The sequence below is a fragment of the Thermus neutrinimicus genome (assembly GCF_022760955.1).
GTDB classification, from domain to species: domain Bacteria; phylum Deinococcota; class Deinococci; order Deinococcales; family Thermaceae; genus Thermus; species Thermus neutrinimicus.
Genome location: NZ_JAKTNU010000001.1, coordinates 337,406 through 362,282, shown reverse-complemented (window position 1 = coordinate 362,282; position 24,877 = coordinate 337,406). Strand labels below are relative to the sequence as shown.

At 66.3% G+C, this 24,877-nt stretch carries 22 protein-coding genes and 1 pseudogene; 13 read left to right on the top strand and 10 right to left on the bottom strand.

The features are described 5' to 3' along the window. Both ald and truB read right to left on the bottom strand, forming a co-directional pair. Complete coding sequence (gene ald / locus L0C59_RS01930) at positions 1 to 1,110, bottom strand: alanine dehydrogenase (RefSeq protein WP_243089497.1); 1,110 nt, start codon at positions 1,108 to 1,110, stop codon at positions 1 to 3. 1 nt (position 1,111) lies between these two features. Continuing rightward, positions 1,112 to 2,050, bottom strand: coding sequence for a tRNA pseudouridine(55) synthase TruB (gene truB / locus L0C59_RS01925; RefSeq protein ID WP_243089495.1), 939 nt, complete (start codon positions 2,048 to 2,050; stop codon positions 1,112 to 1,114). Positions 2,051 to 2,095: 45 nt separating this feature from the next. Here truB and L0C59_RS01920 point away from each other — a divergent pair, with 45 nt between their 5' ends. From L0C59_RS01920 to L0C59_RS01900, 5 genes and pseudogenes are all read left to right on the top strand, one after another. Next, positions 2,096 to 2,881, top strand: a complete 786-nt coding sequence (locus L0C59_RS01920) for an enoyl-CoA hydratase/isomerase family protein (protein ID WP_243089493.1) — start codon at positions 2,096 to 2,098, stop codon at positions 2,879 to 2,881. Between the two features lie 2 nt (positions 2,882 to 2,883). Next, the gene (locus L0C59_RS01915; protein WP_243089491.1) at positions 2,884 to 3,594 is read left to right on the top strand and encodes a pseudouridine synthase; all 711 of its coding nucleotides are present in this window, start codon (positions 2,884 to 2,886) and stop codon (positions 3,592 to 3,594) included. A gap of 5 nt (positions 3,595 to 3,599) precedes the next feature. Further along, positions 3,600 to 4,132 (top strand): annotated as a pseudogene (gene hpt, locus L0C59_RS01910) (hypoxanthine phosphoribosyltransferase). Next, positions 4,129 to 4,797, top strand: coding sequence for a queuosine precursor transporter (locus L0C59_RS01905; RefSeq protein WP_243089490.1), 669 nt, complete (start codon positions 4,129 to 4,131; stop codon positions 4,795 to 4,797). Before hpt ends, L0C59_RS01905 begins: the two are co-directional and overlap by 4 nt. An 11-nt stretch (positions 4,798 to 4,808) precedes the next feature. Further along, positions 4,809 to 6,035, top strand: coding sequence for an adenylosuccinate synthase (locus L0C59_RS01900; RefSeq protein ID WP_243089489.1), 1,227 nt, complete (start codon positions 4,809 to 4,811; stop codon positions 6,033 to 6,035). A 73-nt stretch (positions 6,036 to 6,108) separates the two neighbouring features. On the opposite strand, the gene trpD is transcribed toward L0C59_RS01900, so the two are convergent. From trpD to L0C59_RS01865, 7 genes are all read right to left on the bottom strand, one after another. Beyond that, positions 6,109 to 7,098 carry an anthranilate phosphoribosyltransferase gene (gene trpD, locus L0C59_RS01895; protein WP_243089487.1) on the bottom strand — a complete coding sequence of 330 codons (990 nt, stop codon included), beginning with the start codon at positions 7,096 to 7,098 and terminating at the stop codon, positions 6,109 to 6,111. Then, the gene (locus tag L0C59_RS01890) at positions 7,086 to 7,739 is read right to left on the bottom strand and encodes an anthranilate synthase component II (RefSeq protein WP_243089484.1); all 654 of its coding nucleotides are present in this window, start codon (positions 7,737 to 7,739) and stop codon (positions 7,086 to 7,088) included. The genes trpD and L0C59_RS01890 overlap by 13 nt, the downstream gene beginning before the upstream one ends. Next, positions 7,736 to 9,124, bottom strand: coding sequence for an anthranilate synthase component I (gene trpE, locus L0C59_RS01885; RefSeq protein WP_243089483.1), 1,389 nt, complete (start codon positions 9,122 to 9,124; stop codon positions 7,736 to 7,738). The genes L0C59_RS01890 and trpE overlap by 4 nt, the downstream gene beginning before the upstream one ends. Before the next feature lie 160 nt (positions 9,125 to 9,284). Next, positions 9,285 to 10,835, bottom strand: coding sequence for an L-glutamate gamma-semialdehyde dehydrogenase (gene pruA, locus L0C59_RS01880; protein WP_243089482.1), 1,551 nt, complete (start codon positions 10,833 to 10,835; stop codon positions 9,285 to 9,287). 12 nt (positions 10,836 to 10,847) lie between these two features. Continuing rightward, positions 10,848 to 11,771 (bottom strand): proline dehydrogenase, encoded by a 924-nt coding sequence (locus L0C59_RS01875; RefSeq protein WP_243089481.1) that lies wholly within the window; start codon positions 11,769 to 11,771, stop codon positions 10,848 to 10,850. After that, entirely contained in the window at positions 11,768 to 12,430 is a 663-nt protein-coding gene (locus L0C59_RS01870; protein WP_243089480.1) for a GntR family transcriptional regulator, read from the bottom strand. The genes L0C59_RS01875 and L0C59_RS01870 overlap by 4 nt, the downstream gene beginning before the upstream one ends. Positions 12,431 to 12,503: 73 nt before the next feature. After that, positions 12,504 to 13,445, bottom strand: coding sequence for a transcriptional regulator (locus L0C59_RS01865; protein ID WP_243089479.1), 942 nt, complete (start codon positions 13,443 to 13,445; stop codon positions 12,504 to 12,506). Positions 13,446 to 13,561: 116 nt separating this feature from the next. Here L0C59_RS01865 and L0C59_RS01860 point away from each other — a divergent pair, with 116 nt between their 5' ends. Beyond that, on the top strand, positions 13,562 to 14,749 hold the full coding sequence (locus L0C59_RS01860) for a glycine C-acetyltransferase (RefSeq protein WP_243089478.1): 1,188 nt from the start codon (positions 13,562 to 13,564) through the stop codon (positions 14,747 to 14,749). Between the two features lie 5 nt (positions 14,750 to 14,754). Further along, a complete protein-coding gene (locus L0C59_RS01855; RefSeq protein ID WP_243089477.1) occupies positions 14,755 to 15,987 on the top strand; it encodes a TaqI-like C-terminal specificity domain-containing protein in 1,233 nt (410 codons plus the stop codon). On the opposite strand, the gene L0C59_RS01850 is transcribed toward L0C59_RS01855, so the two are convergent. Continuing rightward, positions 15,984 to 16,370 (bottom strand): hypothetical protein, encoded by a 387-nt coding sequence (locus tag L0C59_RS01850; protein ID WP_243089476.1) that lies wholly within the window; start codon positions 16,368 to 16,370, stop codon positions 15,984 to 15,986. The two genes, L0C59_RS01855 and L0C59_RS01850, sit on opposite strands and share 4 nt — an antisense overlap. A gap of 139 nt (positions 16,371 to 16,509) precedes the next feature. On the opposite strand from L0C59_RS01850, the gene L0C59_RS01845 reads away from it, so the two are divergent. The 6 genes from L0C59_RS01845 to L0C59_RS01820 all read left to right on the top strand — a co-directional run bounded on the left by L0C59_RS01845 (position 16,510) and on the right by L0C59_RS01820 (position 24,876). Beyond that, a complete protein-coding gene (locus tag L0C59_RS01845) occupies positions 16,510 to 18,417 on the top strand; it encodes a DNA topoisomerase subunit B (protein WP_243089474.1) in 1,908 nt (635 codons plus the stop codon). A gap of 453 nt (positions 18,418 to 18,870) precedes the next feature. Beyond that, a complete protein-coding gene (locus tag L0C59_RS01840) occupies positions 18,871 to 19,281 on the top strand; it encodes a hypothetical protein (protein WP_243089471.1) in 411 nt (136 codons plus the stop codon). A gap of 51 nt (positions 19,282 to 19,332) precedes the next feature. Beyond that, positions 19,333 to 20,343, top strand: a complete 1,011-nt coding sequence (locus tag L0C59_RS01835) for an LptF/LptG family permease (RefSeq protein WP_243089469.1) — start codon at positions 19,333 to 19,335, stop codon at positions 20,341 to 20,343. Then, the gene (locus tag L0C59_RS01830) at positions 20,340 to 21,383 is read left to right on the top strand and encodes an LptF/LptG family permease (protein ID WP_243089468.1); all 1,044 of its coding nucleotides are present in this window, start codon (positions 20,340 to 20,342) and stop codon (positions 21,381 to 21,383) included. The genes L0C59_RS01835 and L0C59_RS01830 overlap by 4 nt, the downstream gene beginning before the upstream one ends. Continuing rightward, complete coding sequence (locus L0C59_RS01825; RefSeq protein ID WP_243089467.1) at positions 21,380 to 23,872, top strand: LPS-assembly protein LptD; 2,493 nt, start codon at positions 21,380 to 21,382, stop codon at positions 23,870 to 23,872. The genes L0C59_RS01830 and L0C59_RS01825 overlap by 4 nt, the downstream gene beginning before the upstream one ends. Beyond that, positions 23,869 to 24,876 (top strand): hypothetical protein, encoded by a 1,008-nt coding sequence (locus L0C59_RS01820; RefSeq protein WP_243089466.1) that lies wholly within the window; start codon positions 23,869 to 23,871, stop codon positions 24,874 to 24,876. Before L0C59_RS01825 ends, L0C59_RS01820 begins: the two co-directional genes overlap by 4 nt. Position 24,877 lies beyond the last annotated feature (1 nt).

Here is a 24,877-nt window from a genome sequence, read left to right as displayed (position 1 = left end):
CTACCTCCTTAGGGCCTCCTCTGGGGGAGTATAGGGTAGGCCAAAGGCCTCCGCCACCCCGGGGTGGGTGAGGAGCCCCTTGTGGGTGTTCAAGCCCTTGAGAAGGGCACCATCCTCCAAGAGGGCCTCTAGGCCCTTCTCCGCCAGCTTCAAGACGTAGGGCAGGGTCTGGTTGGTGAGGGCAAAGGTGCTGGTCCTGGGCACCGCTCCCGGCATGTTGGCCACCCCATAGTGCACCACCCCCTCCACCACGTAAGTGGGCTCGGCGTGGGTGGTGGGGCGGATGGTTTCCACGCATCCCCCTTGGTCCACGGCCACATCCACGATCACCGAGCCCTCCTTCATGAGGGGAAGCATATCCCGGGTAACCAGCTTGGGGGCCTTGGCCCCCGGCACCAAAACCGCCCCAATGAGTAGGTCGGCGTGCTGGATACTCTTCTTGATGTTGGCCTCGGTGGCGGTGAGGGTGACCACCCTGCCCGCGAAGATATCATCCAGGTACTGGAGGCGCCTGTGGTTCACATCCAGGATGGTCACCTGGGCTCCCATGCCCAAGGCGATCTTGGCGGCGTTGGTGCCCACGGTGCCACCCCCCAGGATGACCACGCTGGCCGGGGCTACCCCGGGAACCCCGCCCAGAAGAACCCCCCGGCCCCCATGGGGCTTCTCCAGGAACTGAGCCCCCACCTGGGGGGCCATGCGCCCCGCCACCTCGCTCATGGGAACCAGGAGGGGCAAGGAACCATCGGGAAGTTGCACGGTTTCATAGGCGATACCCGTGACCCCGCTTTGCAGCATGGCCTCCGTGAGGGTACGATCCGCAGCCAGGTGCAAGTAGGTGAAGAGGATAAGCCCGGGGCGCAAAAAGGGGTACTCATCGGGAAGGGGTTCCTTTACCTTTACCACTATCTCCGCCCCCCAGGCCTCTTCCCGGCTCACCAGCTCGGCCCCCGCCCGCTCGTACTCGGCGTCGGATAGGCCGGAACCCACACCCGCACCCCGCTCCACCAAAACGGTATGTCCCCTTTTGACCAGGCTCTCCACCCCACCCGGGGTCATGGCCACGCGGTTCTCCAGGGTCTTGATCTCCTTGGGTACGCCGATCACCATACTACGCCTCCTTTACGAAGACACGCCTTATCTTGAGCTTGAAGCCGTCACCCTCAGCGATGGCCAGAAGCCTTCTTCGGGAATCCACCAAGGCCACATACCCCAAGGCGGGGATGGGCAAGGGAACCCCCTCCAGCACGCGCCGGGCCTCGGTGTGGGATAGCTCCACCACGGGAAAGGGCAGGACATCGGTTTCGGGGATGGCCTTTTCCGGGGAGAGTTCGGAAAGCTTCACCGCCCGCTCCAGCCCCACCTTGCCGATGCGGGTGCGCACGAGCCCGGAAAGGAAGGCCTTGGTCTTGAGCCTTTCCCCCAGGTCCCGGGCAAAGGCCCGCACATAGGTGCCCGGGCCCACCACCAGGCGGATCACCGCCGTGGGGTAGGGGCCCAAGGGCCTGGGAAGCTCCACCTTGCGCCCGCCCTTTTCCGCAAGCCGCCAGCCCTTGGCCGAGGGAGCGATGGGATGGGGTATGGGCTCGGGATCCAAGGCGAGGAGCTCCACCTCCAGGTACCTCACCGGCCTTGGGCCAAGCTCCAAGGGCTTCCCCTCCCGAGCGGCCTCGTAGGCCCTTTTCCCCCCCACCTTGATGGCGGAATACAGGGGGGGCACCTGCTCCCTAAGCCTCAAAAAGGAAGGGAGAACGCTTTCCAAGTCCTTGCGGTCAAAGCGCACCGGCGCTTCCTCGCTCACCGGCCCTTCCGCATCCAAGGTGGGGGTGGTGGCCCCGAAGGAAACCCAGGCGATGTACTCCTTGTCCTCCCCCGAGAGGAAGGGGACCAGCTTGGTGCTCTCCTCGGAAACCAAAAGGAGGAGGCCTGTGGCCAAGGGGTCCAGGGTTCCGGTATGCCCCACCCGGCGGGTAGAGAGAAGGCGCCTCGCCTCCTCCACCGCATCGTGGGAGGTGAGGTGGAGGGGCTTGTCCACCGCATAGAGGGCCATGCCTAAGGGATTGTATCACCACCCGGCAGGGGGAAGAATGGAGGCATGGACCTGGAAGCCCGTTACCCCAGCCTCGCCTTCGCCTGGCCCCGGCCCGGGGTGCTGGAGATCGCCTTGGGGGGGGAAAAACTCAACGCCCTGGGCCCCGAGGCCCACCGGGATTTGGCCCGGGTCTTTCGGGAGCTGAGGGAACTCGAGGAGGTCAAGGCCGTGCTTTTAAGGGGCCAGGGCGGGGTCTTCTCCGCGGGGGGTTCCTTTGCCCTGATCGAGGAGATGCGCTCCTCCCACCGGGCCCTGATGCGGGTCTTTTGGGAGGCAAGGGAGCTGGTGCTCGGGCCCATGGACTTCCCCAGGCCGGTGGTGGCCGCGGTGGAGGGGGTGGCGGTGGGAGCGGGGCTGGCCTTGGCCCTGGCCAGCGACGTGGTGGTGGCGGGCAAGCGGGCCAGGCTTCTGGACGGACACCTCAGGCTGGGGGTGGCGGCCGGGGACCATGCCGTCCTCCTGTGGCCCCTCCTGGTGGGCATGGCCAAGGCCAAGTACCACCTTCTCCTGGGCGAACCCCTCACCGGGGAGGAGGCGGAGCGGCTGGGCCTGGTGGCCTTGGCGGTGGAGGACGAGAGGGTGTACGAAAAGGCCCTCGAGGTGGCCACGCGCCTGGCCGAAGGCCCCAAGGAGGCCCTAAGCCTCACCAAGCACGCCCTGAACAGCTGGTTCCGCACCTTCGTGCCCCACTTTGAGGTGTCCTTGGCCCTGGAGTTTTTGGGGTTCCAGGGGGAAGAGCTGGAAGAGGGCTTAAGGGCGCTTAAGGAAAAGCGGAAACCCCAGTTCTAGCCATGGAGAAACCCTTGCGCCTGCAAGCCTTCCTGGCCCGCACGGGCGTGGGAAGCCGCAGGAAGGCAGAGGAGCTGATCCGCCAGGGCCGGGTGCGGGTGAACGGGAGGGTGGCCGTCTTGGGGCAAAGGGTGAACCCCGGGGATGTGGTGGAGGTGGACGGGAAGCCGGTGGAACCCCCCCGGGAAAGGATCGTCCTGGCCCTCCACAAGCCCAGGGGCTACACCACCACCCGCCACGACCCCCACGCCCAAAAGACGGTCTTCCACCTCTTGCCCGATATCCCCGGCCTCCACCCCATAGGCCGGCTGGACCGGGACTCGGAAGGGCTCCTCCTCCTCACCAACGACGGCCACCTGACCCTCCGCCTCACCCACCCCCGTTACGGGGTCAAGAAGGTCTACCGGGTCTACACGGAACGGGGCACCCTCCCCCCGGCCATCTGCCAGCGGCTTGTAGAGGGAGTGGACCTCGAGGACGGCCCGGCCCGGGCCCTGGCTTGCCGTCCCGCCCCGGGCGGCGCCCTCCTCACCCTGGCGGAAGGCCGGAAGCGGGAGGTGCGCAGGATGCTAAAGGCCGTGGGCTACCCGGTAAATAGGCTCATTAGGCTCCAGGTGGGCCCCATCCGCCTGGGCCACCTGCCCCCGGGAAGGTGGCGGCAGCTTTCGCAGGAGGAGGTGGAATCCCTGTTGCGGGAAACCCCTGTAGAATAAGGGCCATGTTCACCGCGGGGAACGGACCCGTGCAGATCCCAGCCGAAGCCCTGGCGAAGCGGGTAAGGGAGCTGGGCGCCCAAATCGCCCAGGACTACCAGGGGAAGACCCCCCACCTCATCTGCGTGCTGAACGGGGCCTTCATCTTCATGGCCGACCTGGTGAGGGCCATCCCCCTGCCCCTCACCCTGGACTTCATCTCCATCAGCTCCTACGGGAACGCCTACCGCTCCTCCGGCGAGGTGGAGCTTTTGAAGGACCTCCGCCTGCCCATCCACGGCCGGGATGTGATCGTGGTAGAGGACATCGTGGACACCGGGCTCACCCTCTCCTACCTCCTGGATTACCTCGAGGCCCGCAAGCCCGCCTCGGTACGGGTGGCCGCCCTCCTCTCCAAGCCCAGCCGGCGCCAGGTGGAGGTGCCCATCCACTACCTGGGATTATCGAGGACGCCTACGTCTACGGCTACGGCCTGGACCGGGCCCAGTTTGACCGCAATCTGCCCTTCATCACCTCTATCCGCCCGGAGGAAGAATGAGGTACCTGGACCTGATCGCTGTTCTCTTCGCCGTCGTTCTCTTGGTCTCCAATGTGGCCTCCACCAAGCTGGTGGTGTTGGGGCCCCTCACCTTTGACGGGGGTACCCTGCTTTTCCCCTTGGCCTACATCTTCGGGGACGTGCTCACCGAGGTCTACGGCTATCGGCGTAGCCGCCGGGTTATTTGGCTTGGCTTTTTCGCCCTCCTCCTGGCCACCCTCACCTTCCAGGGGGTAGCCGCCCTCCCCGCTCCAGGGGATGGGGAAAGCCAACGCTTCGCCCAAGCCTTTGGCCTCCTTCTGGGCCTCACCCCCAGGATCGTTTTGGGAAGCCTCCTGGCCTACCTCGTGGGGGAGTTCGCCAACGCCTATGTCCTGGCCAAGCTTAAGGTGAAGACGGAAGGACGCTTCTTCTGGCTGAGGGCCCTCACCTCCACCCTGGTGGGCCAGGGGCTGGACACGGGCATCTTCCTCCTGGTGGCCTTCTACGGGGTCTTCCCCAAGGAGGTGCTTTGGGCGGTCTTCCTCTCCAACTACGCCTTCAAGGTGGGGGTGGAGGCCCTCATGCTCCCCATCACCTACAAGGCGGTGGGCTTCCTTAAGCGGGCGGAGGGGCTTGACGTCTACGACCGGGACACGGACTTCAATCCCTTCCGCTTGGCGTAAGCTTTAAGGGGATGCCGGGAGTCGCCATCATAGGAGCCCAGTGGGGGGACGAGGGAAAGGGCAAGGTGGTGGATGCCCTTGCCCAGGAGGCCGATTACGTGATCCGCTACCAAGGGGGGGCCAACGCCGGCCACACGGTGGTGGCGGAGGGCCGGGTCTTCAAGCTGAACCTTCTGCCCTCGGGGGTCATCCACCCCCACGCGGTGAACATCCTGGGGGACGGGATGGTCATAGACCCCTTCCGCTTCCAGGAGGAGCTTGTAGCCCTGAGAAAAGAGGGTTTCCATCCCCAGGTGCTGGTTTCAGAACGGGCCCACCTGGTGCTTCCCCACCACAAGCACGTGGAGAGCCGCCACAACTTCGTGGGCACCACCGGCCGGGGCATCGGCCCCGCCTACTCCGACCGGGCCAGGAGGGTGGGGATCCGGGCTGGGGACCTCCTAAAGGAGGAGGTGTTGAGGGAGCGGGTCCGCCGCCTCCTCTTGGAAAAGCCCAACTCCACCCGGGAAGCGGGCTGGGACACGGAGGAGAAGGCCCTGGCCGACCTCTATCGGATGCGGGAGATCCTGGCCCCCTTTGTGGCGGACACGGGAAGCCTATTGCGGGAGGCCCTGAAGCGGGGCAAGCGCCTCCTCTTTGAGGGGGCTCAGGCCACCCTTTTGGACCTCAACTACGGCACCTACCCTTACGTGACCAGCTCCCACCCCACGGTGGGAGGCATCCTGGTGGGCACAGGGCTAAACCACAAGGCCATCACCAAGGTCTACGGGGTGGCCAAGGCCTACGCCACCCGGGTGGGGGAGGGTCCTTTCCCCACGGAGCTGGGCGGGGACCTGGCCCATCACCTAAGGGAAAGGGGCGGGGAGTACGGGACCACCACGGGCAGGCCCCGGCGGGTGGGCTGGCTGGACCTGGTGGCCCTCAAGTATGCCTGCGAGGTAAACGGCTTTGACGGTCTAGCCATCACCAAGCTGGATGTGCTCTCCGGGCTGGACAGGATCAGGGTGGCGGTGGAATACCTGGACGGGGCCCGGCCCGGGGAGGCCAGCCCCGAGGCGGTGCGCTACCTGGACCTCGAGGGCTGGGGGGACCTCTCTGGGGTGCGAAGCCGGGAGGAACTTCCCGCCTCCTTAAGGCGCTACCTGGAGCTCATAGAGGAATACACCGGGGTGCCCGTGGTCCTCTTCTCCACCAGCCCCAGGCGGGAGGACACCTTCGGGGCGGTGAGCTGGGTCTAAGGCCACCCAACCTAGGCTTGGCCGTTTGGGCTATCGCCAAGCCGAGGGGCCACACCCTTCGCGCCTGGGCGCATCAACCCTGCAGGAAGGCCACGTACCGCTCCAAAAGCCCGTAGGCCTCCCCGGAGGCCAGGACCTCCTGGGCCAGGCGCACCCCCTCCCGCAAGCTGGCCACCTTCCCCGCCGCGTAGAAGCCCGCCCCCGCCGCCAGGGCCACCCCTTGGGCATGAGGGCCCCTCTCCTCCCCCTTTAGGATCCTTATGGCCAGATGGGCGTTCTCCTCCGGGGAGCCACCCCTTAGGGCCTCGAGGGGGAAAGGCTCCAGCCCCACCTCCTCAGGGGCGAGGGTATAAGCCCCTTTTCCCACCTCCACCACCTGGTTTTCCCCCAGGATGAGCTCGTCCGCCCCCTGGCCGTGGACCACCAACCCCTTGGCCCCCAGGTGGCCCAGGGCCTCGGCCATGGGGAAAAGCCACCGCGGGCTAAAAACCCCGAGCACGTACCGGTCCGCCCCCGCAGGGTTGGTGAGGGGGCCCAGCAGGTTGAACACGGTGCGGATGCCCAGCTCGGCCCTCACGGGGGCCACGTGGCGCATGGCGGGGTGGAAGAGGCGGGCAAAGAGAAAGCCAAAGCCCAGCTCCTCAATGGCCTCGCCCACCCGCTCCGGGGGGGCCTCCAGGTTGACCCCTAGGGCCTCGAGGAGGTCCGCCGAGCCCGCCTTGGAGCTTGCCGCCCGGTTCCCATGCTTGGCCACCGCCACCCCTCCCGCCGCCGCCACCAGGGCCCCTAGGGTGGAGAGGTTCAATAGCCCCTGGTGGTCCCCCCCGGTGCCCACGATGTCCAGAAGGGGCCTGCGGCTTACGGGGATACGCCGGGCTGCTTCCCGCATGGCCCGGGCCATGGCGGCGATCTCCGAAGGGGTCTCCCCCCTCAGGGCCATGGCGGTGAGCACCCCCGCCACCTTCACCGGGGAAAGCTCCCCGGCCATCATGGCCCCCATGAGGCCATGGGCCTCCTCCTCGGTGAGCACCTCGCCCAAAAGCGCCTTCTTCACGGCCTCCATGGATCCTCCAAAAAGTTCTTAAGGATGATCTTACCCGCTTCCGTGAGATAGCTTTCCGGGTGGAACTGCACCCCGTGGGTGGGATACTGGCGGTGGCGAAAGCCCATCACCGTCCTCTTCCCCACCTCCCCCCTAGCCAACCTAGCCCCTTCGGGGCCCTTATCCCCCCTAGCCAACCTAGCCCCTTCGGGGCCCTTTTCCTCCACCCAGGCGTTCACCAAGAGCTCCTCCGGCACCTCCTCCACCACCAGGGAGTGGTAGCGGGTGGCGGGGAAGGGGTTGGGAAGACCCCGGAAGAGGCCCGTGCCGTCGTGGTGGATCTCGCTCACCTTGCCGTGCATGATCACCGGGGCCGGCACCACCTTGCCCCCGAAGGCCATGCCGATGGCCTGGTGCCCCAGGCAGACCCCCAGGATGGGATAGCGGGGGGCGTAGCGGCTGATCAAGGGCAGGGAAAGACCCGCCTCCAAGGGGGTGCAAGGACCCGGGCTGATGAGGATGCGGTCGGGATCCAGGGCCTCCACGTCCTCGAGGGCAAACTGGTCGTTCCGCCAGACCACGGGGCGTGCCCCAAGCTCTCCCAGGTACTGCACCAGGTTGTAGGTGAAGCTATCGTAGTTGTCCACCACCAAAACCCTCATAGCCCCTCCTCCGCCATCTCCACCGCCTTCAAAAGGGCCTTCGCCTTGTTCCAGCACTCCTCGTACTCCCTTTCCGGCACCGAGTCCGCCACGATGCCCGCCCCCGCCTGCACGTGCATCCACCCGCCCCCGATCACGAAGGTGCGCAGGGTCAAGGCCACGTCCATAGCCCCGTCGTAGGCCAGGTACCCGAAGCTTCCCCCATAGGGCCCCCGGCGGTGCGGCTCCAGCTCCTCGATGATCTCCATGGCCCGGATCTTGGGGGCTCCCGAAACCGTACCCATGGGGAGGACGCTGGCTAAGGCATCCAAGGGGGTCTTCCCCTCCGCCAACAGCCCTTCCACCGTGGACACCAGGTGCATCACGTGGGAGTAGTACTCCACGTGCATGGGCTCCAGGACCCGCACCGTGCCGAAGGCGGAAACCCGGCCGATGTCGTTGCGGGAGAGGTCCAGGAGCATCACGTGCTCGGCCCTTTCCTTCTCGTCCTTTAGCAGCTCCTCTGAAAGCCTTCTATCCTCCTCCTCGTCCTTCCCCCGGGGCCGGGTGCCGGCGATGGGCCTGGTGACCACCCTGCGGCCATCGGAACGGAGAAGGCTTTCGGGGCTCGCCGAGACCAAGACCACCTCCCCCAGGTCCAGGTAGCCCATGTACGGGCTTGGGTTCACGCTCCTAAGGGCCCGGTAAAGGGCAAAGGGGTGCACGGTAAGGGGGGAGGAAAGCCGTAAGGAGAGGACCACCTGGAAGATATCCCCGGCGCGGATGTACTCCAAAGCCCTTTCCACCGCCCTTAGGTACTCCTCCCGGCTCATGTCGGGCTCAAAGCGGGCCCTTCCCCCCGGCCGCTCCCCGGGCACGCCGGGAAGCGGGCCTTTCAGTTTCCTTTCCGCCCATTGGAGGCGGACCTCGGCCTCCTCGAGGTCCCACCCCGGGGCCACCAGGTGCAGGAGGTTTTTCAGGTGGTCAAAGACCGCCACCACCTCGGGCTCCACGAAGAGGAGGTCGGGGAGGCCCAGGTCGTCGGGCTTGAGGGAGGGAAGGCGCTCGTAGTAGCGGACGAGGTCGTAGGCGGCGTACCCCACCACCCCCCCGAAGAAGGGGGGCAGGTCGGGGTGGCGCTCTAAAGGAGCATGAACCGCCTCGTAGAGGGTGCGCAAGGGGTCTTGGGTCTCCACCCGTTCCCCGTCCACCGTGAAGACCCCGTCCTTCAGGCGGAAGGTGCGCCTCGCCCCCACCCCGATGATGGAGAAGCGGCTTTGCCTTCCCCGCTCCACCGACTCCAGAAGAAAGCTCACCGGGGCCTTCTCGGAGAGCTTCAGGTAAGCGGTCACAGGGGTTTCCAGGTCCGCCAAGAGGGTTTTGCGAAAAGGCCTTATGGTCTCCATGCCCCTCCTTGCAAAAACCCCGGGGCCTAGCCCCGGGGAAACACGCCCACCCGCCCCCCGGGACCTAGCCGGGCCACCAAAGGGCGGGAAGCGGGCTCATGTTCCCAGGATAGCCCAAGCCTCCCCTGGCGTCCAGGGGGAGCCGGGCATCAAGGCGGCATCAGAACCTCTCGGCCACCGTCTTCATCTGCAGGAAGTGGAGAAGGTAGTCGGGCCCCCCGGCCTTGGTGTCGGTGCCGGAAAGGTTGAAGCCGCCGAAGGGCTGGACGCCCACCAAGGCCCCGGTGATCTTGCGGTTGAAGTACAGGTTCCCCACGTGGAACTCCCGCCGGGCCCGCTCCAGGTGCTCCCGCTTGCGGGAGTAAACCCCACCCGTGAGGCCATAGACGGTGTTGTTGGCCACCTCGAGGGCCTCCCCGAAGTCCTTCACCCGGATCACGGAAAGCACGGGGCCGAAGATCTCCTCCTGGGCGATCCTGGCCGTGGGGGGTACCTCGGTGAAGATGGTGGGGGCGATGAAGTAGCCCTCCCCTTCCAGGCGCTCCCCCCCGAGGACCAGCTGGCCTTCCCCCTTGCCGATCTCGATGTAGGAAAGGACCTTTTTCTCCTGGGCCCGGCTGGCCACGGGGCCCAGGTCGGGGTTCTCCTCGGCGGGGCCCACCACCAGGCCCTCGGCCCGCCGCAAGACCCTTTCCATCAAGGGTTCAAAGGCCTTCTCCGTGACGATGAGCCGGCTTGCCGCCGAGCACTTCTGCCCCTGGAAGCCGTAGGCGGAGATGAGGATGCCCTCCGTGGCCGCATCAAAGTCCGCGGTCTCATCCACGATGATGGCGTCCTTCCCGCCCAGCTCCAGGAAGACCCGCTTGATCCACCGCTGGCCCGGGGCCAGCCTGGCCGCCCTCTCGTGGATCCCAAGCCCCACCTCGAGGCTCCCAGTGAAGTTGATGAACCGGGTCCTGGGATGCTCCACCAGGTAGGCTCCCACCTCGCTGCCCTTGCCGGGCAGGAAGTTCACCACCCCCGGAGGGAAGCCCGCCTCGTGAAGGATCTCAAAGACCTTGGCGGCGATGACCACCGTGTCCTCCGCGGGCTTGGCCACCACGGTGTTCCCCACCGCCACGGGCCCAGCCAGCATCCCGGTGAAGATGGCGATGGGAAAGTTCCAGGGGGCGATGACCACCCCAGCCCCCAAGGGAATGTAAAAGCTTTCGTTATCCTCCCCGGGGTAGGGCACCACCTCCACGGAGGGGTACTTGTACTTGAGGGCCTGGTGGGCATAGTACTCCAGGAAGTCGATGGCCTCGGCCACCTCGGCGCTGGCCTCGAGCCAGTTCTTGCCGATCTCGTAGACCAAGGTGGCCTCCAGCTCCCGCCGCCTCCTTTTCATGAGGGCGGCCGCCTTCAGGAGGAGGCGGCTGCGGTCCTCTTGGGGCCAGTCCTTCCAGGTCCTAAAGGCCCTCCAGGCGGCCTCCAGGGCGGCTTCCGCCTCGGAAGGCCCCGCCTTGGCGGTGCTCCCCACCACCTCGCTGGGGGCCGAGGGGTTTAGGGACTGGATCTTCTCCTGGGTATCCACCCAGGCCCCATCGATGTAGAGGCCATAGTGGCGGCCGAACTCGGCCCTGACCCGCCTTAAGGCCTCCCGCATCTCCCGCTTGGCCTCCTCCGTCTGGAAGGTCTCTATGGGCTGGTTGCGGAAAGGTTCCACCGTCATGCCGTACCTCCTTTAGCCCCCTAAGAGGCTTCTCAGCACCAAAAACAGGTTTTCTGGCCGTTCCGCGATGCGCCGGCTTAGGTAGGGGTACCAGTGGGTGCCGTAGGGCACGTAGGCCCGCACGGTGTACCCCTCCTGGGCCAGGCGCCTTTGCTCCTCGGGGCGCACCCCAAAGAGGAGCTGGAACTCAAAGCGGTCCTTGGGGATGCCCATGGCCTCCGTGTAGCGCTTCACCTCGGCGATGAGCCGGGGATCGTGGGTGGCAAAGGCCACGTAAAGCCCCTCCTTCAGGGAAAGCTTCCCCAGGTGCAAGAACTCGGCGTCTATAAGGCGCTTATCCTGGAAGGCCACCTCCTTGGGCTCCCGGTAGGCCCCCTTCACCAGACGCAGGTTGGGCCGGTAGGGCAAGAGCTCCCAGAAATCCTTTTCCGTGCGGAACAGGTAGCTTTGCAAAACCACCCCCACCCCGCTGAAGCCCTCCTCCCGCAAGGCCTTGTAGAGGCGCAAGGTGGCCTCCACCCGGGGGGAGTCCTCCATGTCGATGCGGATGAAGACTCCCTTGGGCTCCGCCTCCTCGAGGATTCCCCGAAGAAGCTCCAGGGCCAGGGCCTCGGAAAGGTCCAGCCCAAGCTGGGTAAGCTTTAAGGACACGTACTTGGGCCAGGGGCGCCCGGCCACCGCCCGGATGAGCTCCAGGATCCCCTTCTGGAAAGCGCGGGCCTCCTCCTCGCTCCTCACCATTTCGCCCAGGAGGTCCAAGATGGCGTGGACCCCCTGGGCCTCGAGCCTTTCCGCTGCCAAAAGGGCTTCCTCCAGGGTCTCCCCCGCCACGTAGCGCCGCACCAGGCTTCTGGCCCGGGTCTTGATGAGGGCCTCCACCGCGGGGTTTCCCGCCACGGAGAGCACCGCCTGACGGTAGAACAAATCCAGATTCATACCCCTCCTTTCCTAAGCCTGGCCACCACCAGGTCGCGGAAGCGGTACACGTGGGCCTCCACCGCCCCTTTGGCCCCTTGGGGGTCCCGCCTCTTTAGGGCCTCGAGGATAGCCTGGTGCTCCCTGCGGGTGGCCTCCTCTTGGGACAGGGTGGGCAGGGCGCTCCGGGCCAGGGCTAGGCTGGAAAGGAGGTCCTCGTAGAGGCGGTAAAGGGTCTTGTTCCCGGAAAGCCGCACCAGGGCCCGGTGGAACTCCAGGTCCCGGCGCATCTGCTCGGGGTAGTCCTCAGGAGGGGCTTCGTCGATGGCCCTAAGGTGGGCCTCGAGGTCAGCAAGCTCCCAAGGGGTGGCCCTAAGGGCCGCCTCCCGGGCCGCCTCCCCCTCCAGAAGGGCCCGCACCCCGTAGACCTCCTCCACCTCCTCCGGGCTGAAGATCCGCACCCTGGCCCCCCGGCCCGGCACCAGCTCCACCAGGCCCTCCTCGGCAAGGCGCATGAGGGCTTCCCGCACGGGGGTGCGGGAAACCCCGAGCTCCTGGGCTAAGAGGGGCTCGGAAAGCCTTTCCCCCGGGGCAAACCTTCCGGAGAGGAGCAGGTCTTTGAGGTGCCGGTACACGGCCTCCCGCACCTGGTTGGGCCGGCGGAAGCCTAACGTCTGCATCCTGTATACAGGATGGGCCACCGTCGGCGGAAAGTCAAGCCATCCCCCCGTAGGGACCTTCCAAAGCCGCCTCTCAACCCCTTCCTCCTCCGCCCTGCCCCGTTGCCAGGTAAAAGCCCTTGAGCCACCCCCCAAGCCGCTTCCACCAGGGCCCAAACTGGGCCTCGTAGGAACGGGCCGCCTCCAGAGGAGCAGGTTCTACTCCCAGCTCCAGGGCCAGAAAGTAGCGGTGGTCCATCACCCACAGGTAGAGATCGGCCTCGGTTCGGCCAGAGAAGTCCTTCAACAGACCCAGCTGGCGGATGGCCTCTACCGTGGGTCGGTAAAGGTTCCGGTACCAGTCCTTCACCGCTTCCTCCCAAGGAACCTCTCGCCCCTCCTCCAAACCCTTGAAGTATCGCCGAGTGGCGATGTGGTCTAGAAGAAGGTCGTAGCGGCCCAGAGTGGTAAAGCGGATTTCGAAGAACTCCTCCGGGGGAATGAGCTCCTTTAGGCGTGTTTTTATCAGGAAATCGGCATACTCGGCCTTGAGGATAAGGTCTTTCACAGTATCCCCAGGTTCCACCGGCACCGGTACCCCCAGGGCGATCACGTAAGCATCGATGAACTTCTGGCCCGTGGCCTTGGCCAAGGCCACCCGGTGGTGGCCGTCCTTGACGAAGTAGGCTTCCCCCACCTGGTACACCTCAATAGGGGGAAACTCCACCCCTGAAAGCTGGAGCGCCCTAAGGCGCTTCCAGCGCTCCAGGGTGTGGGGGGTTCGCGGAAGGAAGTGGCGGTGGAAATCCTCGTAGCGGTCCACCGAACCCACCACCCTATCCACCTGGATGGATCGAAGCCCAAGGTGATGCTCCTCCCTGGGCCGCAGGGCCAGGGCCTTGTGGAAGGGGAGGAGGGTGTCGGGTTCCCCTTTAAACCGGTGAACCAGCTCCAGAAGCCTGGCCCGCCGCTCCAGGCGCTCCGCCTCGTATTCCACCTGCCAGGATTCCCTCGGTATGGATCGGTCCACGGTCATGGAAGCGCTCCCACCTCCCTACTTAGGTTAGTCCCTCGGGGTCAGGAGAAGGTAAGAGACACCCGGAAGTCCCGGTGCAGCTTGCCAGGAACCCGCCCCCGGGGTTAGATAGGGTCATGAGCCTGTCCTTGCGTGCCCGCGTGGAAAGCGAGCTGGAAAGGTTAAGGCAGGAGGGGTTGTACATACGCCCCAGGGTCCTCGAGGCTCCCCAGGAACCCGTAACCCGGGTGGAGGGACGGGAGGTGGTGAACCTGGCCTCCAACAACTACCTGGGCTTTGCCAACCACCCCTACCTGAAGGAGAAAGCCCGCCAGTACCTGGAGCGGTGGGGGGCGGGAAGTGGAGCCGTGCGCACCATTGCCGGCACCTTCACCTACCACCTGGAGCTGGAAGAGGCCCTGGCCCGCTTCAAGGGCACGGAAAGCGCCTTGGTCCTGCAGTCGGGTTTCACCGCCAACCAGGGGGTTCTGGGCGCCTTGCTCCAGGAGGGGGACCTGGTCTTCTCCGACGAGCTGAACCACGCCAGCATCATCGACGGCCTCCGCCTCACCAAGGCCACCCGCCTGGTGTTTCGCCACGCCGATGTGGCGCATCTGGAGGAACTCCTGAAGGCCCACGACACCGAAGGCCTTAAGCTCATCGTCACCGACGGGGTCTTCTCCATGGACGGGGACATCGCCCCCTTGGACCGCATCGTGCCCCTGGCCAAGAAGTACGGGGCGGTGGTCTACGTGGACGATGCCCACGGAAGCGGCGTCCTGGGGGAAAAGGGCAAGGGCACGGTGCACCACTTTGGCTTCCACCAGGACCCCGACGTGATCCAGGTGGCCACCCTCTCCAAGGCCTGGGCAGTGGTGGGGGGGTACGCCGCCGGGGCGTCGGCGCTCAAGGACCTCCTCATCAACAAAGCCCGGCCTCTCCTCTTCTCCACCAGCCACCCCCCGGCGGTGGTGGGGGCCCTTTTGGGGGCCTTGGAGCTCATCCAAAAGGAACCGGAACGGGTGGAAAGGCTCTGGGAGAACACCCGCTACTTCAAGGGGGAGCTTGCCCGCCTGGGCTACGACACCTTGGGAAGCCAGACCCCCATCACCCCCGTGCTCTTCGGGGAGGCCCCCTTGGCCTTTGAGGCGAGCCGCCTCCTCCTGAAAGAGGGAGTTTTCGCCGTGGGTATCGGCTTTCCTACGGTACCCAGGGGAAAGGCCCGTATCCGCAACATCGTCACCGCCGCCCACACTAAGGAGATGCTGGACAAGGCCCTCGAGGCCTACGAGAAAGTGGGCCGGAAGCTCGGGGTGATCCCTTGATCGCCATGCCCACAAGCCCCCGCACCCTGGGCCGCGTTTCCACCCCCGGGCCCCTGGTGGACTTCATGGTCTCCCTGGCGGAGGCCCCCAAGGGGGGAAAGGTCCTGGAGCCCGCCTGCGCCCACGCCCCCTTCCTGCGGGCCTTCCGGGAGGCCCACGGCACCGGCTACCGCTTCCACGCCCTCGAGGTGGACCCCCTGGTCTTTGACCCTCCCCCCTGGGCGGAGGCCCACCTGGAGGACTTCCTCCTCTGGGAACCCGGCACCGCCTTCCACCTCATCCTGGGCAACCCACCCTACGGGGCCCTGGGGGCGGGAGCCCGCTTCTCCCCCGAAAGGCGGAGGCTCTACCGCGAGCGCTTCGCCACCTGGCACGGGCGGTACAACCTCTACGGGGCCTTCCTGGAGAAGGGGGTGCGCCTCCTCGAGGCCGGCGGGATGCTGGTCTATGTGGTCCCCGCGGGCTGGATGGTCCTGGAGGAGTTCCGCAAGCTCAGGGCCTTCCTTTCCCGGGAAGGGGAGACGGAGGTCTACTACCTGGGCCGGGCCTTCCCCGGGGTCAAGGTGGTGGCCGCGGTGGTCCGCTTCAGGAAGGGGGGGAGGGGCCTGCGGCTTTATGACGCCGAGGGCCTCCGCTTTGGGGCCCCTCCCCCAAATGGACCGCTCCAGCCCGCCCTTCTCCTGGAGGACCCCGCCTGGCGGGGGGAGCCCATCCGCTTCCCCCACCCCCAGGCCCTGGAGATGGAGCGGAAGGGGGTGCCCCTGGGGGCGCTTTTCCACATCCACTTCGCCGCCCGTAGCCCCCAGGTCCGGGCCCACCCCCTCACCCGCACCGCCCCAGGCCCCGGCCTGGTCCCCGTGCTCACGGGGAGGAACCTGAGGCCGGGGGAGATCGACTACGAGACCCCCTACTCCGGCCTCTACTTCCCCAAGGAGGCCGTGGGGCTCCTGAAGCCCTTCTACGCCACCCCCCACCTGGTGGTGGCCAACACCCGCCACTACCGGGTGGTGGCCGCCTGGGATGGAAGGGCTTACCCCTGGCGGGAGGAGTTCCACCTCCTGCCCAAGGCGGGGGTAGGGGTGGACGGGGACGCCTTGGTGGCCCACCTGAACAGCCCCGAGGTCCAGGCCTACTACCGGGGGCTTTACCGGGAGATGGTGCCCCACCTCACCCGCTGGATGCTGGAGAGGGTTCCCTTGCCCAAGGATATGGCCCCGGACCCAAATCCCTTTGCCTAGCGCCCGGTGAGGTACACGCGCAGGACAAGCCCCACGGCGAAGAGAAGGCCCAAGGCCACAAAGAGCTCTGGGCGCTTAGGGGGGTCCTTCAGGCCCCGGTAGAACCACCCTCCCGGCTCGAGGCCCCCCAGATAGTGAAGCCCTGCCGCAAGAAGGAGACCATAGAGGAGGTGCAGGCCATCCTTCGGCCTGAGGCCGGCCAGGAAAAGGGCAAACCCCAGGGCCACCTGCAGGATAGCCACCCAAGCCACCCCCCGCAGGGCCCGAAAGAAGCCCCCAGGCAGGGGCCGGAAAAACCCCCGCAAGCCCCCCAAGGCCAGGGCGGGGACCGCCAGGAGGAGGAGAAACCCCAAGGAGGCATGCAGGAAAAGCAAAACCGGCATAGGGCCATGATAAGGCACCCTCGAGGGGGAGGATCCCGGGCCTTATTGGCAAAGACACCAATCACTTCCCCGGAAACACGCGCCCTCTTAGCCCATCCTTAAGGGAAAAGCCGCGTTTCCTTTGTGGTATACTAAGGGGGTGAGTTACGACGCTTCCGCCATCAAGGTGCTCAAAGGCCTAGAGGGGGTACGCCACCGCCCCGCCATGTACATCGGAGGTACGGGGGCAGAGGGGTACCACCACCTCTTCAAGGAAATCCTGGACAACGCCGTGGACGAGGCCCTAGCGGGCTACGCCACGGAGATCCTCACCACCTTGAACCCCGACGGCTCCCTCACCGTGGAGGACAACGGCCGGGGCATCCCCGTGGACCTGATGCCCCATGAGGGTAAGCCCGCGGTGGAGGTCATCTACACCACCCTGCACTCTGGGGGCAAGTTTGACAGCAGCGCCTACAAGGTCTCAGGGGGCCTACACGGGGTAGGGGCCAGCGTGGTGAACGCCCTTTCCGAGTGGACGGTGGTGGAGGTCTTCCGGGAAGGGAAGCACCACCGGATCGCCTTCAGCCGGGGCGAGGTCACCGAACCCTTGGCCGTGGTGGGGCCCGCCCCCAAGGGCAAGACCGGCACCCGGGTCACCTTCAAGCCCGATCCCCTCATTTTCGGGAACCAGGCCTTTGACCCCAGCAAGATCCGGACCCGCCTGCGGGAGGTGAGCTACCTGGTGGCGGGGCTTAAGCTGGTCTTCAAGGACCTCATCCACGGGCGGGAGGACGTCTTCCTGGACAAAGGAGGGGTGGCCTCCTTCGCCAAGGCCTTGGCGGAAGAGGAGGAGCTTCTTTACGAAAAGCCCTTCCTCCTTAAGGGGCAGGAGGGGGAGGTGGAGGTGGAGGTGGGCCTCATCCACACCAAGGGGTACACCACCGAGATCCTCACCTACGCCAACATGATCCCCACCCGGGACGGGGGCACCCACCTCACCGGCTTTAAGAACGCCTACAGCCGGGCCCTGAACCAGTACGCCAAGAAGGCGGGCCTCAACAAGGAAAAGGGCCCCCAGCCCACCGGGGATGACCTTCTGGAGGGGCTTTACGCCGTGGTGAGCGTGAAGCTACCCCAGCCCCAGTTTGAGGGCCAGACTAAGGGGAAGCTTCTCAACCCCGAGGCGGGGAGCGCCGTAAGCCAGGTGGTCTACGAAAAGTTTTCCGAGGTCCTCGAGGAGAACCCCCGCATCGCCAAGACCATCTACGAGAAGGCCCTGCGGGCCGCCCAGGCCCGGGAGGCTGCCCGGAAGGCCCGGGAGCTGGTGCGCCGGCAAAACCCCCTGGAGTCCGACGACCTTCCCGGGAAACTGGCCGACTGCCAAACGGAAAACCCGGAGGAGGCGGAGCTTTTCATCGTGGAGGGGGATTCAGCCGGGGGAAGCGCCAAGCAGGGCCGCGACCGGCGCTTCCAGGCCATCCTGCCCCTTAGGGGCAAGATTCTCAACGTGGAAAAGGCAGGGCTCTCCAAAGCCCTGAAAAACGCCGAGGTGCGGGCCATGGTGGCGGCCATTGGGGTGGGGATCGGGGGTACGGGCGAGGAAGCCCACTTTGACCTCGAGGGCCTCCGCTACCACAAGATCATCATCATGACCGACGCCGACGTGGACGGAAGCCACATCCGCACCCTCCTCCTCACCTTCTTCTACCGCTACATGCGGCCCCTGATCGAAAGGGGGCACGTGTATATCGCCCAGCCGCCCCTTTACCGCCTGCAGGTGGGGAAGAAGGTGGAGTACCTTTACTCCGACGAGGAGCTTGCCGCCCGCCTAAAGGAGCTGGAGGGGAAAAGCTACGAGGTCCAGCGCTTTAAGGGCCTGGGGGAGATGAATCCCGAGCAGCTTTGGGAGACCACCATGAACCCGGAGAAGCGGGTTTTGAAGAGGGTGGAGCTCCAGGACGCCCTCGAGGCCAGCGAGCTCTTTGAGAAGCTCATGGGGCAGGAAGTAGCCCCCAGGCGGGAGTTCATCGAGGAGCACGCCCGCTACGCGGAGCTGGACATCTAACGGCCCTTGGCTTTCCGCTTTGGGCCGGGGCATCACCTTAAAGAGCGCCCTGGCCAACGTCCCCCGCTGGATTGCGGTTCCTTTGGGAAAGGAGCCCCAAAGGGGAGGCCCCTGAGGGCCACCGCCTCTTCCACGAACGGCAGGCCACCCAGGTGGCCTTGGTGCCCTAAAAGCAAAACCGCCGCCCGCAGGCGGCTTCTTCCTCTGACTTCCCCATTATACCACGGTTTACCGGTATGTAAAGGGGTATGCAGAAAAACCCGTCCCCAAGGGGCAGGGAGCCCCCCAGCCCTCCCCATGAACCCGGCTGACCCCGGGGACTGAGGAATCCTCGGGAATAGGCTGGACTCCATCTATTTCTCTGGCAACCAAAACCAGGACAATGTAACCTCCGTCCTGGCGCCCTTTAGGAACCGGGCTAATCTGGGAAGCAAGGAAAAGGGAGGTGAAGCCATGGCCCGGTATCTGGTGGTGGCCCATCGCACGGCCAAAAGCCCCGAGCTGGCCAGGAAGCTGGCTGAGCTTCGGGGCCAAGACCCCGGGGCCCGCTTTGTCCTTCTGGTACCCGCCGTCCCCCCGGCGGGATGGGTCTACGAGGAGGGCGAGATCCAAAGGCTTGCCAAGGAGGAGGCAGAGGCCGCCAAGGCGGCCCTCGAGGCCCAGGGGATCGCCATGGAGGAGGCCAAGCCCGGGGACGTCTCCCCCATCCTGGCCCTGGAGGAGGAGCTTATGGCCCATCCCGGGGCGTACCAGGCCATCGTCCTGGCCACCTTGCCCCCGGGGCTTTCCCGCTGGCTCCGCCTGGACGTGCACAGCCGGGCGGAGCGCTTCGGCCTGCCGGTGATCCACGTGGTTGCCCACTAAGCTTTCGCCTCCCACGCTTGTTTCTCATCCTGGCCCCGTATACTCGGCCTGGTGCTGGGCCGGTATGTCCTTAAGGAGGTCCTGGTCCCCTACCTGGTGGGGGTCCTGCTTTTCGTGGCCCTCCTCACCTTTGACCTCCTCTCCAGCCTCTCCGGGGTGCTCCTCAGCCGGGGAGCTGGCGTGGAGGCCATCGCCAAGCTCATCCTCTACCGCCTGCCCTGGACCCTAAGCCTGGCCCTTCCCTTGGGCCTGGTCTTTGCCATCCTGGTGGGCCTGGCCCGCCTCATCCGAGGGTCGGAGCTGAAGGCCGCCTACGCCGCGGGCGTACCCCCTTGGGCCCTTTTGAAACCCCTGGCGCTTTTGGCCCTTCTGGTGAGCCTCTTCAACCTCCTCAACCTGGCCGAGCTTCGCCCCCGGGCCCTCGAGGCCTACGACCAGCACCTGGCCCGGCTCCTCTACGGGGAAGGAGGCCTAAGCGGGGTGTTGCGCAAGCAGCTCTACGCGGTGGAGGGCCTTGGGGTCTACTATGCGGAGGAGGTGCGGCCCGAGGTGGGGCAAAACCGCCTCCACGGCATCCGGGTGGTGGACGAACAGGGCCTTATCTATAGCGGCCAGGAAGGGGTCTGGGACCAGGAGGGGTGGCACTTCCGCGGCTACGTCCTGGAGGGGGAAGGGCCCAAGCCCTTTGCCGGCACCCTTCCCTTCCCCGCCCAGTTCCGCCCCAAGGAAAGCCTGGGCTCCCGCGATCCCTACGACTCCACCACCCTGCGGGAGCTTTGGGAAAGGAGCCGGGTAGAGCCCGGCGCCCGCTTCGCCTTCCATCGCCGGCTGGCGGATGCCTTTGGGGGCTTCCTCCTGGGCTTGGTGGCGGCCGCCTTGGGCCTTTCCTTCCGGGAGGCCGCCTGGGCCTTCTTGAGCATCGTCCTCCTCATCTTCGGCTACTACGTGCTCTGGACCCTGAGCGCCCAGCTTGCCCGCTACGACGTGAACCCTCTCCTGGCCTTCCTCCCCAATGCCTTCTTCGCTGCCTTGGCCCTTTACCTCACCTGGAGGCTGAGGTGAAGACCCTGGACCGCTACCTCCTGCGCGAGGTCCTGGCCCATTTCGGCCTGGGGCTTGCGGCCATCGTCCTCCTCTTCCTGGCCGGGGCGGTCTACGAGGTGCTGGCCCCCCTGGTGGCCAAGGGCGCGGATCCCTACACCCTTCTCCTCTACCTCCTCTACCGCACCCCCGAGGCCCTGGTGCGGGGGGCTCCCGTGGCCTACCTTTTCGCCCTGCTCTTCCTCCTCTCCCGCCTGGGCGAGGACTCGGAGCTGAAAGCCCTTCTCGCCTTGGGTATCCGGCGGGAGCGGGTCCTGCTCCCCCTCTTGACCCTGGGGGCCCTTCTGGCCCTTTTGGGCTTCCTTCTGGGAGAAAGCCTGGTGCCCAAAGCCCTGGCCCAGGGGCAGGACCTCCTTCGCAGGCAGGTGCTGGAACGGCCCAGGACCCTTCTCACGCCAGGCACCACCTTTCAGGACGCCAGGGGCAGGGTGGTCTACGTGGGGGAGGTGGCCCGGGAGAGGATCGGAAAGCTTAGAATCCTTTCGCAGGAGGAGGTGATCCTGACGGGGGAGGGGAGGTTCCAAGGAGGGGTTTTGCAGGTGGGAGAGGGCCTAAGGGTCACCTACGAGGGGGATAGGCCCAGGACCCTGACCCGCTTTCAAGAGGGGGAACTGGTCCTCAGAGACCTCACCTTTGAGCCCTGGCAGAACCCGGCCAACCGCATGACCCTGAAGGAGCTTAAAGCGGAGGTGAAAAGGCTTAGGGAAAGCGGGGTGAAGGCGGGCCTCGAGGCCACCACCTACTACCGCCGCTTTGCCGAGCCCGCGGCCAGCCTCATCTTTGCCCTCTTCGCCACGGGGCTCGCCTTCTACCTGCTAGGGGGGTCCCGGAGCCTGGGGCTTGTAGGGGTGGCGGTCCTCACCTTCCTCTACTACGCCACCTGGAGCGTGGGGCGGATCATGGGGGAGCAGAACGCCTTGGATCCCATCCTGGCCGCCTGGGGGCCCAACCTGTTCTTTGGCCTCATGGGCCTCCTCCTCTTCCTGGGGGGGCGGAGGTGAACCGGCTCGGGCTTGGCGTTATCCTCGGGGTGCTGTTCCTCTTCTCCCAGGCCCTGGCCCAGGAGAAGGTGTTGAGGATCCTGGAGGCGGACAAACTGGAGCTGAGGCAGGAAGAGGGGGAGGAGGTCTATGTGCTCACGGGCAACCCCGTGCGCCTGGAGCGGGATGGGGAGGCCCTGGAGGCGGGAAGGGCCACCTACTTCCGCACCCGGAAGCTCCTCCTCCTCTCGGAAGGGGTGCGCTACCGGGACCGGGAGGGAAGGCTTGTGGAGGCGGAGGAGCTCCAGCTAGACCTCTCTGACGAAAGCTTTGACGCCCTCCAGGTGCGCCTAGAAGCCAAGGACCTCCTGCTCACCGGCCCCCTGTGCCAGCGGGTGGCAGGGGCCATCCTCCTGGAACGGGGCTACGCCACCCCTTGCGCCCCTTGCGGTCAGGAGGTGCCCGACTACGCCTTCCGCGCCCAGGAGATCGTGCTGTATCCAGGGGACCGGGTGGTGGCCCGGGGGGTGGTGGTTTTGGTGCAGGAGAAGCCTGTTTTGGAGCTCCCCGTCCTCCTCCTATTCCTCTCCGAGCGCCGGCCCCGGTGGGAGGTGGGCCAGGACGAAGGGGGCTTTTACCTGAAGGCCGCCCTGCCCTACGTGGCCGGGTTCGGCCTGGGGTTCACCCTCCTTTCCTACTACCAGGGCCGGGGCTACGGCTTCGGCTTTGACCACCAGGGCACCGGGGAGGCCAAGGAGCGCTACTTTTTCCTCCACACTCCCCCGGACACCTTCCAGTACCGGGGGGAGTACGCCTTAAAGCGGCGGGAGCTTTCCCTCAGCGCCCTGGTGGAGCGGGACGATACCCGGGAAAAGCTGACCCGCTTCCGCCTCGAGGCCCTTTCCCCCGGCAGCCCCACGCCCCAGGACTGGCGCTACGCCTTGAGGATGGAGGGCTTCTTGGACCATGACCCCGCCACCCCGCCCCCCCGCACCCTCCAGCGCCTGCCCGAGGTGGAGGCCCAAAGCCCCGTGCTCCGGGAAGGCCCCTTTGGCCTGCAGGCCGGCTTCATCCTGGGCCGGTACCTGGCGGAGACCAACCCCCTAAACCGCTCCGCCCGGGCCCTCGGGCCCTATGCCGAGGCGGGAAGGGCCCTCCTTTCCCACAGCGAAAGCCTTTCCCTCTCCCCCTGGCCCGGGGCCACCCTCCGGGCAGAAAACCGTTTCCGGGGGTTTTACTACACCACGCAAAACCCCGATGGGGAGCACGAGCGCCAGGTGGACTGGACCACCTCCGCCAGCCTGCGGCAAAGCCTGGGCGGGTTCAGCGTGGAGGTGGGCTATGCCCGGAGCGTCCAAGAGGGGGAAACCCCCTTCCGCTTTGACGCCCTGCCGCAAAGGCGGAGCCACCAGGCCACCCTGGCCCTGGGGTTTCAGGAAAGACCCCTGAGCCTGAGCCTCAAAGGGGGCAAGGACCTGGAGGGAGGAAGGTACCTCCCCTTGGAGGCCCAGGCCGCCCTACAAGACCCAGGGTTTAGCCTGAGCCTTTACCACAAGCGGGGCCTGGAGGGGGAAGGCCCCTTGGAAACCCGCCTCGAGGGGGGCCTCACCCCCTACCCCTTCTCCCTCAGGGCCAGCCTCCGCTTTGACCATCCTAAGGCCCTCTTTGACCCCCTCCTCCTGCAGGCAGGCTACGCCCTCCCCGGGGGAAGCCTCAACCTCGCCCACCGCCACGACCTGAACGGCAAAGGGGCCCTCACCACCGATCTCACCTACGCCCTGCGGGAGGGAGTTGCCGCCTACACCCTTAGGGCCCAGCGGGACTGGCAGGCGGACACCCTAGCCCTGCAAGGCCAGGCCATCCTTGGCCCGGAAAGCCTCTCTCTACGGGCCAGCCTGGACCCCAAGGCCCTTGGTTATGCCCTGGACTACCGCTTCGGGGTCGCCCCAGGCCCCCTGGTGGACCTGGAGCTTTCCGGGCGGTACCAGGAGGGCTTCCGGGCCACCAACCTGCGCCTGGGCTTGACCCAGGCCCTTCCCGAGGTGGGCTTCCGCCTAAACGCCAACCTCCACCTGCCTGAGGTGGAGGACAAGGACACCTACTTAAAGGACGCCACCTTTAGCGGGGGAGTGGAGCTTTGGGGACCTCGCCCCGCGGACGAAGCGGGGGAAGGCGCCATCCCTGGGCTTTCCCTTTCGGGAAGCCTCAGCTATACGCGCCAACCCCAACGGCCCGAGGGCTACGCCCTATCCTTACGCAACTTCGGACCCACCTTCACCTTCTTGGGCCGGGAGAACACCAAGCTCCACCTGGCGGCCCTGCTCACGCAAAACCTTCCGGGAAAACCCCTAAAGCCCCGCTTCATCCTGGTCCTGGACCGGTGTTGCTGGGCCATGCGCTTCACCCTGGACGCCGCCAAGGGAAGCGTGGGCCTGGCCTTCCTCTACGGGGGGCAGGCGGCGGGGCTTCTCCTTTCCGAGGAGGGGGTGAGGCAGGGAGGCGGACCATGAGGCGGATTTGGCCCTTTTACCCGGTCATAGGGGTGCTGGCCTTTTTCCTGGGCGCCTGCACGGGAAGCCAGGAACCTCCCCTTCCCGCCCTGGTGGCCATGGGAGGGGAGGGGGAGGTGCGCTTTTACCGGGCCCAGGGGCTTCAAGGGGGCACCGCCACCCCCGTGGGCGCCTGGACCACCCCGGGCCTTCAGGACCTGGCCTATAGCCAGGCCTTCGGGAGGCTCTACCTCCTTTTCCCCGACCGCCTCGAGGCCTACCCCACCCAAGGCTTCACGGAAGACGCCGTCCCCCAACCCTCCCCCACCCAGGCGGCCTTCCCCAGCGGGGTGGACTGCGCCGAGGGGTACCTGCGGCTTGGGCAAAACCGGCTTCTCGCCCACTGCCCAAGGGCAGGAAGGGCCTTCCTCTGGAACCTGGACGCCTCAGGGGACCTCGAGGAGGCCGACCTCACCGGCCTTCCCCCGGGGGTACGCCTGGCCCTTTTCCCCCAAGGAGGGGAGGAGCTTCTGGCCTACATAACCCAGCAGGCCCTGGGCTACCGCCCCGTCCAGAACCCTTCGGGTACTCCCAGCCTGGAAAAGCCCTTGGACCCCCAGGCGAGCCAAGGCCCTTACGACTTAAGGCTGGACCGCCCTCAAGGACGCCTGCTGGGCCTTGCCGCCACCTTGGCCGAGGTGCGGCTTTACACCCTGGAAGGGGATTCCTTGTCCAGCCGCAAGGTCCTGGGGGACTTTCCCCAAGAAAGCCGCCTGGCCCTGGACCCCGTGGGGGGGGTGGTGGTCTACGGCCGGGGGTTCCAGGTGCTCTTGCCCAGGGAATCCCCGGTGCAGCAGGAGTACCGCACCTACGCCGCCGGGCTGGTGGGCCAGGACGGTTACCTTTACCTGGTACAGGGGCAAACCCTGGAAGTCTACGATCTGGTGCCCTCCCCGCCTCTCTTCCTCCGCAACCAAGGTTTGGGCTTTAGCCCCACTTCCCTGGCCTTCATCCCGGTAGAATGAG

Bases quoted from the DNA above. Each gene is read 5' to 3' on its own strand.
- L0C59_RS01875 (WP_243089481.1), bottom strand. From the start codon at position 11,771: ATGAATCTGGATTTGTTCTACCGTCAGGCGGTGCTCTCCGTGGCGGGA.
- L0C59_RS01900 (WP_243089489.1), top strand. From the start codon at position 4,809: ATGCCGGGAGTCGCCATCATAGGAGCCCAGTGGGGGGACGAGGGAAAG.
- trpE (WP_243089483.1), bottom strand. From the start codon at position 9,124: ATGGAGACCATAAGGCCTTTTCGCAAAACCCTCTTGGCGGACCTGGAA.
- ald (WP_243089497.1), bottom strand. From the start codon at position 1,110: ATGGTGATCGGCGTACCCAAGGAGATCAAGACCCTGGAGAACCGCGTG.
- L0C59_RS01890 (WP_243089484.1), bottom strand. From the start codon at position 7,739: ATGAGGGTTTTGGTGGTGGACAACTACGATAGCTTCACCTACAACCTG.
- L0C59_RS01850 (WP_243089476.1), bottom strand. From the start codon at position 16,370: ATGCCGGTTTTGCTTTTCCTGCATGCCTCCTTGGGGTTTCTCCTCCTC.
- pruA (WP_243089482.1), bottom strand. From the start codon at position 10,835: ATGACGGTGGAACCTTTCCGCAACCAGCCCATAGAGACCTTCCAGACG.
- L0C59_RS01840 (WP_243089471.1), top strand. From the start codon at position 18,871: ATGGCCCGGTATCTGGTGGTGGCCCATCGCACGGCCAAAAGCCCCGAG.
- trpD (WP_243089487.1), bottom strand. From the start codon at position 7,098: ATGGAGGCCGTGAAGAAGGCGCTTTTGGGCGAGGTGCTCACCGAGGAG.
- L0C59_RS01870 (WP_243089480.1), bottom strand. From the start codon at position 12,430: ATGCAGACGTTAGGCTTCCGCCGGCCCAACCAGGTGCGGGAGGCCGTG.
- L0C59_RS01855 (WP_243089477.1), top strand. From the start codon at position 14,755: ATGCCCACAAGCCCCCGCACCCTGGGCCGCGTTTCCACCCCCGGGCCC.
- L0C59_RS01915 (WP_243089491.1), top strand. From the start codon at position 2,884: ATGGAGAAACCCTTGCGCCTGCAAGCCTTCCTGGCCCGCACGGGCGTG.
- truB (WP_243089495.1), bottom strand. From the start codon at position 2,050: ATGGCCCTCTATGCGGTGGACAAGCCCCTCCACCTCACCTCCCACGAT.
- L0C59_RS01865 (WP_243089479.1), bottom strand. From the start codon at position 13,445: ATGACCGTGGACCGATCCATACCGAGGGAATCCTGGCAGGTGGAATAC.
- L0C59_RS01860 (WP_243089478.1), top strand. From the start codon at position 13,562: ATGAGCCTGTCCTTGCGTGCCCGCGTGGAAAGCGAGCTGGAAAGGTTA.
- L0C59_RS01920 (WP_243089493.1), top strand. From the start codon at position 2,096: ATGGACCTGGAAGCCCGTTACCCCAGCCTCGCCTTCGCCTGGCCCCGG.
- L0C59_RS01820 (WP_243089466.1), top strand. From the start codon at position 23,869: ATGAGGCGGATTTGGCCCTTTTACCCGGTCATAGGGGTGCTGGCCTTT.
- L0C59_RS01905 (WP_243089490.1), top strand. From the start codon at position 4,129: ATGAGGTACCTGGACCTGATCGCTGTTCTCTTCGCCGTCGTTCTCTTG.